1 protein-coding gene and 1 pseudogene are annotated in these 506 nt (G+C 52.4%); one reads left to right on the top strand and one right to left on the bottom strand.

All coding sequences use genetic code 11. The features are described from left to right. Window positions 1–66: 66 nt before the first annotated feature. Window positions 67–306 (top strand): annotated as a pseudogene (locus WM40_RS29420) (YnfA family protein); the annotation flags it as partial. 33 nt (window positions 307–339) lie between these two features. Here the strand turns inward: WM40_RS29420 and WM40_RS29415 are convergent. Beyond that, window positions 340–506, bottom strand: a 167-nt coding sequence (locus tag WM40_RS29415; protein WP_157793847.1) for a transposase domain-containing protein, incomplete at its 5' end; no start/stop codon positions are given.

The following is a 506-nucleotide window of genomic DNA, read 5'->3' as shown; positions in this document are numbered from 1 at the left end:
CGGGCACGCCACTAGACATCGTGCAGGAAAACCTTGGCCATGTCTCGCCGGCGACGACCTCCATCGGAAGGTAAAGGCGTTTACTTGCTTGTTCCTGCTGCTCTTTCTCTCGCGCTTTTTGCTTGGCTTTTAACGTTACACCCCTCAGCCGCGGGAAGAGTGTACGCTGCATACGGTGGCGTTTATATCGCTGTGGCATTAGCTTGGCTTTGGTTAGTGGAGGGGTTGCGACCAACTGCCTGGGACATAGGGGGCATCGTACTTTCGTTAGCAGGCATGGCAGTAATTGCGTTTCAGCCGCGTTAAATTCGCGGCCACATCGAAGATGTTTAAAATAGCTCACTTGCCAGGGATGTTATTGAATTTCATCCAGTTATGTGGCAACAGATCATCGATCCGCCGTGCGGGATGGGTCGGCAATCGATTCAGTACGTCTTTAAGATAGGCATACGGATCATGACCATTGAGCTTGGCCGACTGAACGAGACTCATGATTGCCGCTGCCC

Origin of the sequence: Robbsia andropogonis (assembly GCF_000970345.1) — a bacterium.
In the GTDB taxonomy this organism is placed as follows: domain Bacteria; phylum Pseudomonadota; class Gammaproteobacteria; order Burkholderiales; family Burkholderiaceae; genus Robbsia; species Robbsia andropogonis.
The sequence above is the reverse complement of the archived record's forward strand: the minus strand, read 5'-3'. Positions and strand labels throughout refer to the sequence as shown.